This window comes from Enterocloster sp. 210928-DFI.2.20 (genome assembly GCF_020554465.1).
GTDB classification, from domain to species: Bacteria; Bacillota; Clostridia; order Lachnospirales; family Lachnospiraceae; genus Enterocloster; species Enterocloster bolteae.
Genome location: NZ_JAJCHK010000023.1, coordinates 81,512 through 95,425, shown reverse-complemented (window position 1 = coordinate 95,425; position 13,914 = coordinate 81,512). Strand labels below are relative to the sequence as shown.

The window sequence follows — 13,914 nt, the reverse complement described above, 5'->3', positions numbered from 1 at the left end:
AAAAGGAATCTGAAAGCCTTATATTTACTGGCTTAGAGATTCCGAGAGATTATTAATGTATTGGGGGGGTTACGTCTATTATAATAGCATAGGGTCATAAAAAAGTCTGCCCAAAGTTTTGCCAGAAGGAAACTTTATTTTGTGCATTTTGCGCCGCTCCTGCCGGTTGATGGCGAAATATGTCTTTGTATTCCGAAAATCAAGCCTTCCCGCACATAATCTTTTTCTGCGCATAAGATATGACAAAGCATATTTATGAAAGGTTACCTTATGTATAACGATAATTTTTATCCATCCACAACAGAGGATGACTTTAATTCAGCCGCTGAATATTCCGAATATGATTCAGAGCCTTACGGCTCCGATGAATGGCTGAACTCCCAGGAAACCACTCCCATTCTTCCTCTTCCGGAGGATGGAAGCGACTGGTCAGACCAGGAGAATGATTTTGGCATGCAGGACAGGGATGCCAGTCCCATGCAGGCAATGCCCAGGCGCCCTATGCCCGACAGGCCGGTTGCCCCGCTTCCTGACAGGCCCGGACGCCCTATTCCCGACAGACCCGGACGGCCCGACAGGCCGGTCCCTCCTATACCCGACAGGCCCGGACGTCCCGACAGACCGGTTCCTCCGCTTCCAGACAGACCCGGGCGCCCCATTCCCGACAGACCGGGATGGCCTAACAGACCGGTTCCTCCCAGGCCCATTCCTCCCAGGCCCACTCCTCCCAGACCCATCCCTCCCAGGCCTGTTCCTCCCGTACGGCCCGACTGGTCCTGGAACTGGGGTACAATCCTGCCAGGCATCGTTCTCCCCCTCTCTCCTGCCCGCGTCAGATTCTACAATGCATCTGTCCCCGGACCGATTCAGATTTACGTGAACAACCGCCTGGTGGTATCCAATCTGAACTATTTGCAGTACTCCCGCATATACAATGTGATTCCCGGACGCTACCGTATTACAGTCTACCAGGGGAACGACATGCGTTCACCTCTGGTAGATACCTGGATGAGCTTCCGGCAGAATCAGGACTATACAGTTGCCTTGATTCGTTCAGGCTCCAATTTCCGCCTTCAGACATCCTCGTTCTAACTTATTAACCATGGACTGAGTAATATTTCGGGGCGCTGCAGCAGGCCAAGAATGACCGCTGCAGCGCCCCTGTATTTTCATAAAACCATATTCATAAAACCATCATGATTCAATATAATTGATTTCTATATCAGAAAAAATCCATAAGGTTTCCTTACCCGTGCTGTCATAATGATAGAATTTGAGGATTCTCAGCCTCAGCTGGCTCCATCCTTTTTCCGGTAAGTAAAATCAGGTATCTCCTCTCCCTCCAGCATGGCTTCAAGACGGCTGTAATCACAGCAGAGCTCAAATAACGAAGCGTATTGGGGTTCCACCATTCTATCTGCATACAGCAGCAGGGCCCTGCTGTATTTGTCACCACATTCCTTCAGCATTTCCTGGAAATAGGAAGGTATGAAGATTTGCCGCACTGTATCCGTCTCCAGATTCACAAAAAACACACCCTCAAACACAGGAGCCAGTATGCTGAGGAACCGGTCCGCATCCTTTTTCTCAGATATAAGCCGTTCCATATGCTGGTTCAGTTCACGCCTCTGCCGCTCTCCCCCCTTGGAAAAATAAAAGCCCCTCTTATTCTCCTGCATGGCTCTCTCTGCCTTTTGTACAATGTCCTCAATTCTAAGATCCGACTCCCGCCATTCCAGTCCTGTGGAGAGTGAAAAACCTGCCTCCTCCGTTTTCCTGCAGACCTGCTCTATCCTGCGCACCAGCTCCTCGCGTCCCATATTTTTACACAGAATGACAAACTCATCTCCCCCAATGCGAAAAATATCCTGGGAATCAAAATATTCCAGGAAGATGTCCGATATGGTTTTAAGCATCCGGTCTCCTGCCTGATGCCCCAGGTGATTGTTAATCTCATGGAGGCCGTTTACATCAATATAAATACAGCCAAGAGTCCCGCATCCATGCTTATCAAACTCAAAAGCCTGAATTGTTTTCTCAAAGCGGTTTCTGTTTCCAAGGTTTGTCAGGGCATCTGACAGAGCCTCCTGGCTCAGCATCTGGTTGGCGGCCTCAATCTGCCGGTACTGCCTGCCTCTTCCTGTCAATCCATGTCTCCAGCCATGTAACACCTGCCGCTGCCAGTATAAGGACCAGATACAAAACAAAATATGTCACTCTGCGGGGCTTGGCAAAGGGCCCGCCCGGACGCATGGATATGGAAATGACCATCACAAATTCAAACACAATGATGAATATGTGAAAAAGAAAATTTCTTTTAACCACGTCACCATGCAAGGCACGGAATACCTCCTCAGAATCCGTAAAATCCGGAATGATTCCCAGAAATTGTTTCAATCTGCTCCACATTTATATTCCTCCTGCCCCGCATGTTTTCGTGCCTTTTCCTGTAAGAATTTTGAATGATTTTTGTCACAAACTACTTACAAACTGTTCACATTTAGGTAACAGACTGCTCATAATTAGTGGATATACTTTATATTGTAAACAGCTAATGCTTATAAGACTTTTTTCATAATACTCGGCCAGTGGGATATATCCCACTGGCTCCTCCCTTTTTTAGGGCCAATTCACGATATGGCCCATGAATTATATGTATTTTATCATATCTTTCTCTGATTTTGTAGTCTGTTTTTTTCTCCTTCCCATCAAGCTCCAGCTAACCCAATGTCATAAATGCATATCTTACCACGAACACAACCGAAATGGCCAGGGTCAGTATCTTCACATCCTGCCTCCTGCCAGTGGTAAGCTTCATCAGGCAGTAAGTAATCAGTCCGAATGCAACGCCATTGGCAATTGAATATGTAAACGGCATGAATACAATGGTGCAGAAAGCGGGAAGCGCGTTGCTCATATCAGAAAAATCCACGTCCCTGATATTTCCCAGCATTAAAATACCCACAAAAATCAGTGCCGGTGCAGTGGCAGCTGCGGGAACAATACTTACAATGGGCGCAAACAGAATAGCCCCCAGAAACATAAGGGCCGTTACCAGGCTTGTAAGTCCGGTCCGTCCTCCGGCTGCAATGCCTGCGCTGGATTCCACCACTGTGGTTACGGTGGATGTTCCCACCATGGCACCGGCAGCCGTAGAAATGGCATCTGACATCAGCGCCTGCTTCATCCGGATCACCTCGCCATTTTCATCAATCATGCCCGACTGCTTGGCCGCGCCCAGAAGTGTGCCGATGGAATCAAACATATTTACCAGCGAAAAGCTGATGACCAGCATGGTTACAGTAAAGATGGTCTCCACCATATTGGCTCCTGAAAATAATCCGGCAAAGTCCATTTTCATAAATGATACCTCTGCAAAATCCCTGAATTTCATTCCGATGTTCATATCCAGGTTTGAAATATGAGTCACCCCAAGAGGTATACCTATAAGTGTTGCAGCCACAATGCCCAGAAGGATTGAACCCTTGACTTTTCTGGCATGAAGCATTCCCATGATAACCAGTCCGGCCAGTGCAACCAGAGCGCTGCTCATGAGAGCCAGATCAGCCCCTTCTATTTTCCATTGGGAAAAGTCCACCAGGCTTACAAGGGTTGCTGGATTTGATATGACTATACCCGCATTTTTCAGACCGATGATAGTAATAAACAAACCGATTCCGGGGGTGATGGCCGTTTTTACCGCATCGGGTATGGACCTTATAATTGCCTCACGCAGTCCGATAGCTGTTATCACAATGAAAAATACGCCTGAAATGAACACAACCACCAGGGCCTGACCATAAGTATAGCCCATTCCCAACACAACCGTGTATGCAAAAAAAGCATTCAATCCCATTCCGGGCGCCTGCGCAAAGGGCACTCTGGCATACAATGCACAGAGAATTGTTCCGATAAAAGCTCCGATACATGTTCCAATAAATACGCCATTTGCAATTTTTCCTGCCATGGCGGCATCCCCCATGATGACGTAGGGGTCTGCTAAAATCTGTGGGTTCAAAATCAAAATATAGGCAATGGTTATAAATGTGGTGATTCCCGCAAGCACTTCCGTCCTGACGCTTGAATGGTTCTGAGATACCTGGAAAAAGCGGTCTATACGTCCTGTTTCTTGTTTCAATGCTATGTCCTCCATGTCATGTTTTAATCTGTGTAATGTGATCAGATTCCTCACGTCGCTATCCCTTGTAGCCGGTCTCCAGCTGCTTTACCTCACTCTCCCCCCTCCGCCAGCAGATCTTTAACTGCAAAAAAAGAGCCAACTACAGAAAGCCATGTAGTCAACTCTTTACGGTAGTTGGTAGAAACTCTGAGCCAATTCTCAGGATATACATAGTGAATAGCACCAATATTTAATACAAAATTAATTATATACCCTAAAACATTTTTAGTCTATTGGCTTTTTTATTCAATAATCCCGTCCTGTTTTTGTGCAATATGTACATTCTTATTTCATTCATAAACTTATTACAAACCGTTCATACTTTTGCAACAGACTGCTCACATTTTCTGAATATACTAATCATTGTAAAAGGTCAATGCTAATAACTTTTTTTCATAATACTCAGCCAGCGGGAACAGCCCGCTGGCTGCTCCTCTTTTCAGGAATAGCAAAAGAAACATCCCATCTCAGGTTGAAATCCCATCCCGGTCTGAAGAAGGGCAGGGCAATGGGGTTAAAAATACAGATAAAAAAAGACAGCCGAACTGTCTTTTTTTGATACTTAGTTAATCTGAATCTCCATGGCCTGCTCCGGGAAAAAGTCATTTTCCATATCATAAATATTATGGCTGGTGGAATCCCTCAGCACACGGCCCTCCAGCGAATAACAACGCATGAACTTGTTCTGTCCGTCCACGCATGTCCAGTTCTCGGCATCCCAGGTCAGATATCCCATATCGTCTGTTCTCTTCTCCGCAAACTTCATATCAATCTGGCGGTCCTTTTTCATGAAGTCAATCAAACCTTCCTTAGTAACTTCAACTTCCTGCTTGTTAACGCAATCAAATGCTTTCATTCGTTTTCTCCATTCCGCCCTGCCTGCTGCAGTGCATATCGTGATTTTATCCCATAAGGATTCTATCACAAATCTATGTTTCTGGCAATAGATGGATAGTATCAGTCACCATGTTCAGCGTTCCTCCGTCAGCCCCATCCCCTCCAATACTTCCATTGCCTTCTGCGCATCCTCTTCCGCAACATATATATCCTCTCCGTACAGGGAATTGCCTCCATATATATTCATGATATCGCTGGAACCCACACCCTTCTTGTAAGCCGGTATCTGATTGTTGCCCAATGTCTCCAGAATCATCTCTGCCTGTATATTGTCCTGGGCCCCAAAAATCTTTATCACTTTACGTTCCATCACATACCCTCCTTTTCAAATTGTCCTGATACTCTGATTATATCATCATACCGCTACTGTTTTCAATGCCTCCGCATACTTCCGGTTAATCCGCAGGAATCCAAATTCTTTCTCTACAGGAATCTTATCATAATATTTTCCGGCCAAGGTATACAGGCCCTGTGATACAGCTACATACCGCTCATGTCCCGGAACAATAAAGTACATAAGCTTTCTCCTGCTGCCTGCATAGTATAACTCCAGGTTTCTCTTTGCCATATGGCGCATGGACTCCTTTGTTATTTCCATAATTCTATCATTCAGCCCTGCCTCAAAAATCCGTATCTTCTCGGCCAGCTGCTTATAATCATCCACATATCTCAGCTTGTAATCTTTCGGACAATCAGACTGCTGAAACACATCCGAATAATCCGTTCCCACACATACCATAAACCTTCTGGCAGGATCGTGATATAAAATATCATACTGTATGTATGACACAGCCCTGCAATCAGGGCATACTACTGTTTCAAACTGACCGTCCAGAATCTGCTGCCTAAGCCCCGGATCCAAGGATGATGTAATACTGTCATATAATTCAAATGGTATGATACAACCACATTCAGGACATCTGACTGCATAGTTTCTGCTTATTGACATCACGCGCCTCCAAACATTTGTTCGATACACAAAGTATACCAAACACAGCTGATATTGTCAAACAGAATCCGAACATTTGTTTTCTGATATTTGTTTCTGCGTATTATTTCACCAATCAAATTTCCTGCCTGGTTTCCGTGCCTGAAATGATAAAATGCGGACCCGCCTTTCACGTATCCGCATAAATGCAAAACATATGATTTATATCATCAGGAAACTGATTCATCCCCTCCATATTTTATGGCATTTAAAAACGCCTCAAGTGTATACTCTTTGTCAAATTCATCCACGATACTGTATTGCTGCTGATTCGTCTTACTGTTAAAAAACTCCACCAGACTGGACTCATCACGGATGATATGTTCCTCAACATAGGAACCTTCCCATTGGAACAGGTTCCGCTTTCCATTCCAGTGAGACACACCTATAACGGTTTCATAGCTCTCGGATTTACCTGGCGCGCCCGAAATCCCGGATATTTTTTCTCCGATTATTTCATTTCCAAAATCCGTGTTGACATAAGCTCCATTCTGCTTACTGCAATGATCTTCTATCTGCTGTTTTATTCCTGGAATAAATATTTCTTCCCAAAACCTGTTAAATTCCTGGATTTCTTCCCGTTTTTTCCGGTTAAAAATATAATAATTTGTAGACAATCGTACTACCTCCATTACGTTTCCAAACTCACATATTTTTATAGAGCATAAGATTTTTATAATAAACTTACTATATTATACCAAAATTCAGTCTGTAAAGCCACTATAGATTTTATTGCCCACATGGCCCTTGTTTATGCAAAACGACCATTCCGATGCCCATACTGTGCTTTCCATTTAACACTGTCATGTCAGGAATCTATATGAATATACTATTACAAACTACTTAAATCGGAAATCAATGTGCAGACAATCACAGAAAAAATCCTGAACGACACCATGCTTTATGGGAACATACCGGTATTTACCTATCATATTGCCTATCCATCCTTCTCAACCACCTGTGTTTTATCAGCTGCCCAAACAGCAAACATCTATTATATGCAGCTTGCAGAGAATACAGAACAGTATTGCCGTACCGTCCTCTACCCTCAGGCGGTTGAAAGTGCCAGATATATTACATCCAATCATCCGCCCTTCAACCGCTATACCCTGGATATGAATTATCAGATAACCTATAATTCCGGCTGTATTACAAGTCTTTATATGGATACCTACACTTACATGGGAGGCGCCCATCAGGAACTGGAACGGATTTCAGACACATGGGATTTCAGTACCGGCAGACAGTTACATCTGGACGATATCTCCGCCCTTACTCCCGCAGCCCTGAACGGACTCCAAACGTCTGTGGAACGGCAAATCGCAGAACGCTTAAAGGAATCCCCTGGTTCTTATTTTGAAGATTACCCCTATCTTCTGAGAAATAAGTTCAATCAAAATCATTTCTTTCTGCGGCCCGGATATATTGTCATATATTATCAGCAATATGAGATTGCTCCCTATGCAACAGGCATACCGGAATTCTCCTTTCGGATGCCGGCCTATCAAATGACTACAAGGAGGTGATTTGTCTTGCAATCCTGCGAACTTGCCCTTTCTGTATCCACGCTCGCCTGCTGCATTGCAGAAGGTAAGAGCCCGGAAGAAATTGCCCTTATCAGTTCCATATTCATGCAATTGGGGGATACGTTAGCCACCATCGCAGCACACCAGGCGCTGTGTTGCCCACCGGAAAATGCAGATACACAGAAGTCATAAATGCCATGGCAAAAAATGCCCTATGCGCATAGTCCCAATAAAACAGAGCTGAATCTACCAAATAAAAGGAAATTCAGCTCTTCATCATATGCTCAAATAGTAATCTCCGTTGAAAAAGCAATGACAGCATTCCCTGTAATTTGAACCAGCTTCGGCGCTCCGTGCTCTTTTTCAACATGAACGTGCATTGTTCCATCGCGTTTAATCGCTTCTCCCTGTAAAATATCAAAGTCAAAGCATGGGGCATCTTCCTCCTGTAAAATATTAAAATGCACCAGATATGCGCCCAGGGGACCGTTTGCGTTTCCTGTTACAGGGTCTTCCGCAATTCCGATAGCCGGAGCAAACATCCTTCCATGGACCAAAATTTTATTCTGCGGATTGAGTGTAAAGACATAGTATCCGTTACATTCAATTTGCTTACTAATCTTTGTCAGCTTCTGCAAATCCGGCCGCAGTCCATGAAGCAGCTCATTTGAATAAAGGGGAACCATAACCTTGGAATGCCCGGTGGAAGCAACAGCAACGGGATATTCCCTGCATAGCTCCTCATGAGCAATTCCCAGAGCGTCCGCAATCCGTTCTCTTACAGCATCCCCAAAGGGCGCAGACACCGCAGGCGTTCCCTGGGTCATTGTGATTGAGTAGTCACTTAGGGTGCGGACAACCTCTACGGGCAGTATTCCTGCTTTTGTTTTTTGAACGACCGTTCCGCCTTCCATATTTCTCTCTTTGGCCCTGACATAATGGGCCGCTATTGTGGCATGGCCGCATATGGGAACTTCTGTTGTGGGTGTAAAAAAACGTACTTCTATATTATAATCCGGAGAATCTGTTTCAAACATAAAAGCTGTTTCCGAATTATTTAATTCTCTTGCAATCCTCAGCATCTGCTCATCGGTAAGCCCCTTTGCATCAGGAACAACCCCGGCCGGATTACCATGAAACCTGTCTCTGGTAAATGAATCCACTTGGTAAATTTTATATGTTTTCACAAAATATTCCTTTCGGGCATTCGTTTTTTTTCACCAGTTCTCTTATTTCTTTTCTCACAGCTCCTGGCTATAAGATGGTAAAATAAGCATTGAGCAGTACGGTTGCCATTGCAAGCATACTTAATACAGAATAAAATATCTTCATGCCCTTACTCTTTGTATGTCTGACAGAATATACCAAATATACAAACCATACAGTATAGGCGCATATGGTAAAAAGGGGATTTCTGACCAGATACAAAAGAATAAACAAAACATTGACTACTTTCATCCCGTCCTCTGAAAACAACTGTTTTTTCCATCTTTCCAGCATGGCTTTCCTCCTTACTGATTCCTGTCAGACAAACGCTTCTGTTACCGGTTCTATCAGTCCCAGTATCTCTTTCAGATTCTCCATTTCCTCCTCTGTCAGAGTAGTCCCTTTCCCCATCTTCTCATGGTCCGGCGCCCAATCACGGATATCGTATTTCGCTGCGCCTCCGTTCCAGCTAATCAGGTTCAGCTCCTTCCGCCATCCTTTTGCATTTTCGGATAACACGCCAATTTCTTTTATAATATCATATTTTATATCTGCCATCTCCTGTCACTCCCTTCCCATCACTAAAAACCGCTTCCCGCCATGCCATATTACGTTGGATAGTTTTCCTCATTCAATCGTTTCAGCGCACGTCTGGCAGCTCTCCTGTTTAAACGCTTGCGCTTTCTCCATCCGTTATGATTCACTGCCCAGCACGCGTATTTTCTATCAAATTTATCTTCGTATGATAATTGCTTCCAGAATCCCTTTCTCATAACATCTCCTTAAAAGCAGTTATCTATATATTACCATATTCTGCTTTAATTTTATAGTCTAATTTCATACCGCGCTTTCCGGCCTTTATATCAAGGCTCAGCCCCTCCCGCAGTGATAAATATAAGAATGCCAGGCCTCTCATTGGAGGCATCATAGCTATGGCCTGCAGGCCATAGACATACATCCGCGGCAGTTATCAAGAGCAAAAAAAGAAGGGGGCATCATGAGATATCACCCTTCTCCTTTACCAGTTCCATATACAATTCGTCCCCGTTTCTGCAAATCAATGTTCTATTACAATCAACTAAATATGTTCCTCCATTTTGAAATTCAGGATGAACTTTAATGGGGTCCGTCACACACATCCGAAAAATACCATTGGTCCCAAACGGTTCAATGGACTGCAGATATATCATATTGTATAAAGCTTCGTCCCCATATTTACCGCCGATATAATATAAAATGGAATTCAGACCGCACCCGGCCGTGCCGCAATTATCCACTTCTTTTTGAGTGATTTTTATCTCATGGTAATCCCCTCCATCATACCAGCCAACAAACCATATATGTCCATCCATCATCCGCCACCTCACCTCATAATGGTCTTATCAAAGGATTTCTTCAACGTATGGTACACCTTTACCATATGATTTGAATTTGTCTGCAAATCTTTAAAATACAACTGATTACATTTTCCCATACCGTCATCATATGTAATGACAAAACGAATCCCATTATCTTCTTTCTTTTTCTCGGAAGCATAGAGAATCCCTCCAAACAGCGACAAAATACCATTGGAAAACATTTCTCCCAGCACTGACTTTTTATACCTTAATCCTTTAACCTGCGCCTCCATATCCTGTATCCGTTCAATGAAAAAAGCGTACAGCTCATTATAAGTGCCATTATAATTATCCTCCAGTATATATAAGTGACGCTCAGTCAATATAAGTCTGCAGAAGCTGTCCGAATACTGTGCGCCGGGCGGAATCAAACGCGCGGTAAGACCGGCTTCTATCTTTTCGCCCCTGTACTCTTTTGTATGACTCATTGCCTCCCCACTTTCTTTTCCTTTTAATTCAAACAGCGTTTTCCTGTCATCATTATCAATAAACAGTCCATTTATCTTCGTAATCCAACGAAAAACTCTCTTCTACGAACTTAGAAATATTGGCCCTGTCAATGCCCTTCTCGTCAATTTCTGTTCTTATTAAAGCTGCCTTTTTTGAAAGGTCTGTCTTTTTTGTTATAAGGCCCTCTTTAAAAATCAGCTCATATACTGTCTTATATGCATAAACCCGCTGGAATCCCATATGGATATAATATCGTGTCAGAAAATCATTCCCAATGATAATACCGCCATCAAATTTCACCGGAATGTTGATACCATAATATACCTTACCGTCAAACCTGTCCTCCTCTGGTTCCACTCCATTAACAGGCGGATAGCTGCCGTTTCTATCGTTTACAAACAAATCTTTTAGAAACAGGCCTTCCTCAGTTATATTATAAATGCAATGATAACCTCTCCAACATGCCGTATGAATGGGTACGGGATCAAACCCCAACTCATGAATATCAAAATTCATCGTTCCCTTAATTGCCACTATATTATATCTGTTTCCGTTGTATTCATAAACATCTGCAATTTGTCCGGTCATATAAGTCTCCTCTGGCATTGCTTCTTAACATTTTATCAGCGTGCGGGCTGTCTCCCTACCCCTTTTACATTATACCAAAATGAAGTTAATAAAGCTATGACTGAATTGTTTTAATCTTAACAATGCGAAAACTGGCTCATGGAATATGATACACGGGGATAACTAAGGCAGAATTCATACCATTCAATCTTCAAATCATTTTTATGAACTTTCCCAATAGCCAACACACATAACTTTTGATAGAATGGTCACATCAGCTGTATGTCAGATACAATGAGGACTGACCTGGGATTTATTTTATCTGATACAAATATATCAAATACATATATTAAACTCCACACCATCACCTTACAGAACCGCAGATTTTCTTCTCAGTCAGCAGCCCACGGTGAGCTATAAACTGCCGGACAGCTACCATTACAAACAGGGAATTACCATGATATGGTTCAGCCATAATAAAAACAAATACCTGAAACGAATTCTTTCAATCCTTTACAAAGCAAACACGTAATATGAACCTCATTAACATATGACCGAAAGGATAACAGCCTATGCACTCATGGAACAATTCAATATTCAAAACAATATTCAAAAACAAAAATGGATTTTTACGCTCCGGATGGACCATTCTCATTGTGATGCTGCTTTATTACGCACTGCTGTATTTTGCATCTTTTCTGGTCCTGACTGCCCTGATTGTAATATTAACAGCCACAGGTGATCTCAATCGGGCGGCTGACTATTTTTCACCTCTTGCCAACTGGGTCAACGACGCCTGCCTGCCGGTGGCGATGCTGATCCTGACAGATGTCATGATGATCATTATTCCAATCATAGCGTGGAAATGTTTTATAAAACGTCCTTTGAGCGAAATGGGCCTTCATCCGTTCAAATCCACAAAAAAGGAGTGCGGCGCAGGGATGATTCTGGGTATGGTTAATTGTACGCTGGTTTTTCTATTGGTGGTGTGGTTTGGAGGCGGCAAAGTTGCATCCTGGCAGCCCCGCATTACTGCTTTAACTTTAACGTGGTTATTCGCCTTTATATTGGTAGCCTATGCAGAGGAGCTGCTGAACCGCGGGTTCATCATGGCTGTACTCCGCAGATGCCGTAACCATGTTTTTGTCCTCATCTTCCTTCCCTCCGTCATCTTCGGGGCCATACATCTGGGAAACCCCAGCGTGACGCTTCTTTCCGTCTTCAATATAATAATTGTCGGCATTCTTTTTTCATATATGTTTATTAAATCCGGCAATATATGGATGTGTATTGGTTATCATTTTACATGGAATGTATTTCAGGGAATTATCTACGGAATGCCTGTTAGCGGCCTTAGCATTCCCGGTATCATAACCACACACTTTACCCGGGACAATATACTAAACGGGGGCGGATTCGGTATCGAAGGCGGTATACTTACTACATTGGTAACACTTCTCAGCTTTCTGTTTGTGCGGTATTATTACAGGAACAGCACCTATGATTTTATGAATAATATGGATTAGACCAGATCCAGTGCCTAAAAAGCACCCACAGCCGGGAAAATCAATTTTCTCAGCCATGGGTGCATTTCTGTATCATGGAATCCGTTTTTTCTTTCTGCTGACTTTTTACTGTTTCATGGCAGCCACAAACCGCTTCGTTATCTCTCCGGGCCTGGTTATGGCTGTCCCGGCCACCGCGGCCAGAACGCCTCTGTTACGTTCCAATACGCTGTACTGCGGCTTACTCCCACTCATTCTTACCGTCCCTCCTTACAGCCTGAACATATCCAGCTCTTCTGCCTGGTATCTGTCCTTTATCCTTCTGATATCTTCCTTAAGGCCCTCCAGCTCTGAATCCTGGTAATTGTAGAACGGTCTCCTGGAGTATCCGGATTCCAAACCGCGCCAATTCATCAGATTGTGAAGTACGGACGGGAAATCATACTTCAGCGCAGCAAATATCACCTCGTCCGCAATCCGCTGCAGCCGCATGCCTCCCTTAATATCGCTTTCCTCCACCTTCTTAAGGATCTGCTTATATAAATCCGGGAACAAATTATAGAAGGACCCTATGATTCCGTCCGCGCCTGAACACATACCGGAAAAAGCCATCTCATCACACCCTGAATATATCATGAAATCCGGGCCCAGTGTTTCCTTGATGAATCCCATTTCATCGTGGGACCTGGCCGTATACTTAAGCCCATGGACATTGGGAAGTCCTGCCAGCTGCAAAAGCAGGTCCATATCCATAAGTCCTGCCAGCTGAATATTATAGACCACCATTGGAAGAGGGGTGGACTCCGATATATCCCTGTAATAATTATAGATATCACCGGCACGGAATTTCCAGTAAAACGGCGGTACGGAAGATATGGCGTCGGCGCCGGCCCTGTAGGCATGCTCCGCAAGCTCTATGGATTTCTTCGTGCCGATATCCCCAACATGTACAACAACCGGCACACGGCCCTTCACCTGGTCAATGACCGTATCCACCACCAGATTCCGCTCCTCCACGGTCATGGTAAAGCACTCGCCGGTGCTGCCTGTAAGATAGAAACCGTCAGCGCCATGCTCCAGCATGAATTCCACCATGCGTCTGGTACACTCAGTATCCACGTTCTCTTCCCTGTCAAAGAACGTCATCATTGCAGGGATGACCCCCTTGATCTGATTCATCTCAAATCTGCTCATTTCT

Annotated in this window: 21 protein-coding genes and 1 riboswitch; of the genes, 4 read left to right on the top strand and 17 right to left on the bottom strand. The window is 44.0% G+C overall.

Annotated features, from left to right (window positions below; all coding sequences use genetic code 11):
* Window positions 1–353 precede the first annotated feature (353 nt).
* Window positions 354–806, bottom strand: a complete 453-nt coding sequence (locus LI015_RS19160) for a hypothetical protein (RefSeq protein ID WP_227126045.1) — start codon at window positions 804–806, stop codon at window positions 354–356.
* Between LI015_RS19160 and LI015_RS19155 the strand changes: the two genes are divergently transcribed.
* On the top strand, window positions 706–1,092 hold the full coding sequence (locus LI015_RS19155; protein ID WP_227126051.1) for a DUF4397 domain-containing protein: 387 nt from the start codon (window positions 706–708) through the stop codon (window positions 1,090–1,092). The two genes, LI015_RS19160 and LI015_RS19155, sit on opposite strands and share 101 nt — an antisense overlap.
* Window positions 1,093–1,289: 197 nt before the next feature.
* On the opposite strand, the gene LI015_RS19150 is transcribed toward LI015_RS19155, so the two are convergent.
* The 7 genes from LI015_RS19150 to LI015_RS19120 all read right to left on the bottom strand — a co-directional run bounded on the left by LI015_RS19150 (window position 1,290) and on the right by LI015_RS19120 (window position 6,682).
* Window positions 1,290–2,147, bottom strand: a complete 858-nt coding sequence (locus LI015_RS19150; protein WP_227126043.1) for a GGDEF domain-containing protein — start codon at window positions 2,145–2,147, stop codon at window positions 1,290–1,292.
* Window positions 2,113–2,409 (bottom strand): hypothetical protein, encoded by a 297-nt coding sequence (locus LI015_RS19145; RefSeq protein ID WP_002567229.1) that lies wholly within the window; start codon window positions 2,407–2,409, stop codon window positions 2,113–2,115. Before LI015_RS19145 ends, LI015_RS19150 begins: the two co-directional genes overlap by 35 nt.
* A gap of 310 nt (window positions 2,410–2,719) precedes the next feature.
* Window positions 2,720–4,138 carry an NCS2 family permease gene (locus LI015_RS19140; protein ID WP_002567228.1) on the bottom strand — a complete coding sequence of 473 codons (1,419 nt, stop codon included), beginning with the start codon at window positions 4,136–4,138 and terminating at the stop codon, window positions 2,720–2,722.
* Window positions 4,139–4,275: 137 nt separating this feature from the next.
* Window positions 4,276–4,372: riboswitch (purine riboswitch) on the bottom strand.
* Window positions 4,373–4,742: 370 nt separating this feature from the next.
* Window positions 4,743–5,036 (bottom strand): hypothetical protein, encoded by a 294-nt coding sequence (locus LI015_RS19135; protein WP_002567226.1) that lies wholly within the window; start codon window positions 5,034–5,036, stop codon window positions 4,743–4,745.
* Between the two features lie 114 nt (window positions 5,037–5,150).
* Window positions 5,151–5,387 carry a putative signal transducing protein gene (locus tag LI015_RS19130; protein ID WP_002567225.1) on the bottom strand — a complete coding sequence of 79 codons (237 nt, stop codon included), beginning with the start codon at window positions 5,385–5,387 and terminating at the stop codon, window positions 5,151–5,153.
* 45 nt (window positions 5,388–5,432) lie between these two features.
* Window positions 5,433–6,026: a CpXC domain-containing protein gene (locus tag LI015_RS19125; RefSeq protein WP_002567224.1), complete on the bottom strand. Its 594-nt coding sequence runs from the start codon at window positions 6,024–6,026 to the stop codon at window positions 5,433–5,435.
* Window positions 6,027–6,235: 209 nt separating this feature from the next.
* Window positions 6,236–6,682, bottom strand: a complete 447-nt coding sequence (locus LI015_RS19120; protein WP_227126041.1) for a hypothetical protein — start codon at window positions 6,680–6,682, stop codon at window positions 6,236–6,238.
* Window positions 6,683–6,925: 243 nt separating this feature from the next.
* Here LI015_RS19120 and LI015_RS19115 point away from each other — a divergent pair, with 243 nt between their 5' ends.
* Together LI015_RS19115 and LI015_RS28830 are read left to right on the top strand one after the other, a co-directional pair.
* Window positions 6,926–7,591, top strand: a complete 666-nt coding sequence (locus tag LI015_RS19115) for a DUF3298 and DUF4163 domain-containing protein (RefSeq protein WP_117626605.1) — start codon at window positions 6,926–6,928, stop codon at window positions 7,589–7,591.
* Window positions 7,592–7,597: 6 nt separating this feature from the next.
* Complete coding sequence (locus LI015_RS28830; protein WP_038295271.1) at window positions 7,598–7,783, top strand: DUF6774 domain-containing protein; 186 nt, start codon at window positions 7,598–7,600, stop codon at window positions 7,781–7,783.
* Between the two features lie 92 nt (window positions 7,784–7,875).
* Here LI015_RS28830 and LI015_RS19105 read toward each other — a convergent pair whose 3' ends face one another.
* From LI015_RS19105 to LI015_RS19075, 7 genes are all read right to left on the bottom strand, one after another.
* Window positions 7,876–8,778, bottom strand: a complete 903-nt coding sequence (locus LI015_RS19105; protein ID WP_002567221.1) for a PhzF family isomerase — start codon at window positions 8,776–8,778, stop codon at window positions 7,876–7,878.
* A 67-nt stretch (window positions 8,779–8,845) separates the two neighbouring features.
* Entirely contained in the window at window positions 8,846–9,091 is a 246-nt protein-coding gene (locus LI015_RS19100) for a hypothetical protein (protein WP_002567220.1), read from the bottom strand.
* 24 nt (window positions 9,092–9,115) lie between these two features.
* Window positions 9,116–9,355 carry a YdbC family protein gene (locus LI015_RS19095; RefSeq protein ID WP_118019330.1) on the bottom strand — a complete coding sequence of 80 codons (240 nt, stop codon included), beginning with the start codon at window positions 9,353–9,355 and terminating at the stop codon, window positions 9,116–9,118.
* A gap of 50 nt (window positions 9,356–9,405) precedes the next feature.
* Window positions 9,406–9,570 carry a hypothetical protein gene (locus LI015_RS19090; RefSeq protein WP_002573489.1) on the bottom strand — a complete coding sequence of 55 codons (165 nt, stop codon included), beginning with the start codon at window positions 9,568–9,570 and terminating at the stop codon, window positions 9,406–9,408.
* 222 nt (window positions 9,571–9,792) lie between these two features.
* The gene (locus LI015_RS19085) at window positions 9,793–10,152 is read right to left on the bottom strand and encodes a hypothetical protein (RefSeq protein ID WP_227126039.1); all 360 of its coding nucleotides are present in this window, start codon (window positions 10,150–10,152) and stop codon (window positions 9,793–9,795) included.
* A gap of 8 nt (window positions 10,153–10,160) precedes the next feature.
* Entirely contained in the window at window positions 10,161–10,622 is a 462-nt protein-coding gene (locus tag LI015_RS19080) for a hypothetical protein (RefSeq protein WP_002573490.1), read from the bottom strand.
* Between the two features lie 55 nt (window positions 10,623–10,677).
* Window positions 10,678–11,232, bottom strand: coding sequence for a hypothetical protein (locus LI015_RS19075; RefSeq protein WP_118019329.1), 555 nt, complete (start codon window positions 11,230–11,232; stop codon window positions 10,678–10,680).
* 551 nt (window positions 11,233–11,783) lie between these two features.
* Between LI015_RS19075 and LI015_RS19070 the strand changes: the two genes are divergently transcribed.
* Window positions 11,784–12,737: a CPBP family intramembrane glutamic endopeptidase gene (locus LI015_RS19070; protein ID WP_002567211.1), complete on the top strand. Its 954-nt coding sequence runs from the start codon at window positions 11,784–11,786 to the stop codon at window positions 12,735–12,737.
* Window positions 12,738–12,842: 105 nt separating this feature from the next.
* Here the strand turns inward: LI015_RS19070 and LI015_RS19065 are convergent, their stop codons facing one another.
* Together LI015_RS19065 and LI015_RS19060 are read right to left on the bottom strand one after the other, a co-directional pair.
* Window positions 12,843–12,971 (bottom strand): hypothetical protein, encoded by a 129-nt coding sequence (locus LI015_RS19065; protein ID WP_002567210.1) that lies wholly within the window; start codon window positions 12,969–12,971, stop codon window positions 12,843–12,845.
* Window positions 12,972–12,986: 15 nt separating this feature from the next.
* Window positions 12,987–13,910, bottom strand: coding sequence for a dihydrodipicolinate synthase family protein (locus LI015_RS19060; protein ID WP_002567209.1), 924 nt, complete (start codon window positions 13,908–13,910; stop codon window positions 12,987–12,989).
* Between the last annotated feature and the right edge of the window lie 4 nt (window positions 13,911–13,914).